Raw genomic sequence first — 2,692 nt, forward strand, 5'->3', positions numbered from 1 at the left:
ATGTACCGGCCCTGGGGCTGGTACCAGCGGATCGACCTGGGCGAGCGCTTCCAGGTCAAGCGGATCATGGTAACGCCGGGCGGGCGGCTGTCGCTGCAAAAGCACTTCCACCGGGCCGAGCACTGGGTGGTGGTCAAGGGCACGGCGGAGGTCACGCTCAACGAGGCGGTGGTGCTGGTGCACGAGAACGAGGCGATCTACCTGCCGATCGGCTCGATGCACCGCCTGACCAACCCGGGCAAGATCCCCCTGGAACTGATCGAGGTCCAGGTCGGCTCCTACACCGGCGAGGACGACATCATCCGCGTCGAGGATATCTACGGACGATGAGGTATGAGAACGCCCGCATGTTTCCGAAGCTGCCCGCCTCTCTATCGCCCACGCCCTAGCCTTCAAAACGTAACCTTTGGTCAGCTACGCGCTCTTGTATGTGTACGACGCTTGCTGGCTGTTCTCGAATGCACACAGGCTTGGCGATCGACTCGGTACATCATGTCTAGTGTTTAGTCCCGAGGTGAGATGGGTAGGCTCCACACTCGCCTCGCTCCGGCCGCGGTGGGCTCTTCGTTCCCCCGGCTCGGTGTTACTCTAGTGCTGTTAGGGACTCGGAAGCCCGGGCGGAGCCGGAAGAGCCAGTAAAACCTGCCCCGGCGAAGCGCATCGACGCCATTAGATCTGGATGTGGGGCGCACTCTTCAGCGTCGTCTGCCGGCTTGGAACGGTCATTCTGAAGAAGGTGTCCTGTTACATTGACCTCGGCTGTCCACCGTGCACTGCGTCCCAGAGCCCGCGCTCTGGGAAATTCTTTACATCAGCCTATGAAAAGCGCCGCACCACCGTTCTTTCCATGAGCAGCCCCACAGATAAAGAGCCAGCAGCCCAGGCGATCACATAAAAATAATCAACTGAAACTCCGAGCTGGGGATTGTAAGCTATTCGAACCCACTCGATGATCTGCACCATCGGGTTCCACTTCATCATGTCATACAGTTCCCCTGGCATCATATGTGGTAAAAAAAAGATACCAGATGTCAAATAAATTGCAATCGTTACACCGAGATACCCAATCAACCAGCCGGGAAATAGCGACATAATTCCAATATTCACGGCCCCCATCCCCAGTCCCCAGAGAAGCGCCATCATATAAGCGGCGATCGCCGTGGCGGGATGCGCCGGCATCGGACTTACGCCCAGAATTAAAAGTACTACTATGACAATAATGAGGCCCTGGAAACCTTTTATTGCCTCAACAAGAAAGCGAGCTAACATTATATCAAAAATTTTTACTTGTGGGTAATAAGTAAGAGGCCGATTAACTAAAATAGCTTTCATTGCTTCACGCGAGGTATACTGAAAGACAAGCGCCGGAACAGCTCCAGTTGCAACAAACAGAATGGGATCATCTCCGGTTGGTGACTGAATACCGCGAAACACCATTATTGCAACCATCAGTAGAATATGCGCGACAGGCCAGAAAACTACTAGTACATAGCCCCAGTAAGAGCCGCCGAAACGGGTGCGCATATCACGAAGCATCAGAGCTCGTATGACTTGCGCGTAAACTTGAAAATTACTTCGCCTACTTGGCATTTTATCAGTTGGAGGTAGCATACTAAATCTCGATGTGCGCGCGGGCTGCGACGTCTTAGATCGATATTGTGGCAAATGTACATTCCCGGATAGGCGCCAGCCCTAACACTCCCCCCTAAGGATGGCATGGGGAATCCAGATTTCCTACTGGGTCCGCCTAGCACTACCTGGGCACTTTGACGTCAGAGGGCAGCTTGAAGCGCTGTCGACAGTGTGGGCACAGGACAGGTGGGACGAGGCTGGCGAACAGTCGTCCGATGATGGCCTGCCGCACGGCGGGTAGGCTGGGTGACGGCGGCGGGCCCGGAAGGCGGGTCGTCATTTTTCCCCCGCCCCGTCCGATGGTATTCGGCGAGGCGCAGATGCTGCAGGTAGGCGCAGGCGATGCAGGTCATCAGCGCGTGTCGATGCAGCCCGGTCCATGAGCGTCCCTCGAAGTGATCGAGGCCGAGTTCTTCTTTGAGCTGCTGGTGGGCCTGCTCGCAGACCCAGCGCGCCTTGATCGTACCGGCCAGCGCGCGTCGTGACGTGCCGGGCGGTAGGTTGGACAGGTAGTACTTGCGCTCGCCCGACGAGCGCCACTCGCCCACGAGCCAGACCTCCTCGCCCGGCAGATGCCGGTTGTTGCCCCAGACCGGACCGTCGCCGGCCCGCACCCGGAGGGCGGCGAACCGGGCCGAGAGCTTGCCCTTCGTGCCCTGGCGCCACGTCACACGCCGCCACGGCAGATCGGACAGCACCGCCTCGGCCTCACGCGGCTCCTGGTCCGGCACAGGCTTGCGTGCGCGACCCGTCGGCGGCACGAGCCGCACGTCGGCTGCGTAGACCTTCTGGTTCTTCACGATGCCCACCGCCCAGCGCAGGCCCCTTGCATCTAGGCCGTGACGGAAGGCGGCGCTGACGCCGTAGCCCGCATCCGCCAGCACCGTGCTGAAGCGCAGACCCTCCGCCCTTAGGCGATCGAGTTCCGATAGAGCGATCTCACCCTTGCTCCGTAAGCGGTGTCTGGAGCCGCCCTTCCCGGGTTGATTGCGATGGGGGATTCTGACGGTCCCGGGTTCGGATCGTTTTATGTCTATGCTTGAGGATATGGTCGAGCCGC

General features: G+C 58.8%; 3 protein-coding genes. 1 reads left to right on the forward strand and 2 read right to left on the reverse strand.

Annotation, left to right across the window (positions count from 1 at the left end; translation table 11 throughout):
• Positions 1-330: cupin domain-containing protein (locus ASF41_RS20445; protein ID WP_056496513.1), on the forward strand; the 330-nt coding region annotated here is incomplete at its 5' end.
• A 486-nt stretch (positions 331-816) separates the two neighbouring features.
• On the opposite strand, the gene ASF41_RS24380 is transcribed toward ASF41_RS20445, so the two are convergent.
• A complete protein-coding gene (locus ASF41_RS24380; protein ID WP_244479735.1) occupies positions 817-1,536 on the reverse strand; it encodes an ABC transporter permease in 720 nt (239 codons plus the stop codon).
• A gap of 236 nt (positions 1,537-1,772) precedes the next feature.
• Positions 1,773-2,692: IS701 family transposase (locus ASF41_RS20450; RefSeq protein ID WP_244479736.1), on the reverse strand; the 920-nt coding region annotated here is incomplete at its 5' end.

Source organism: Methylobacterium sp. Leaf111 (assembly GCF_001423285.1).
Lineage (GTDB): Bacteria > Pseudomonadota > Alphaproteobacteria > Rhizobiales > Beijerinckiaceae > Methylobacterium.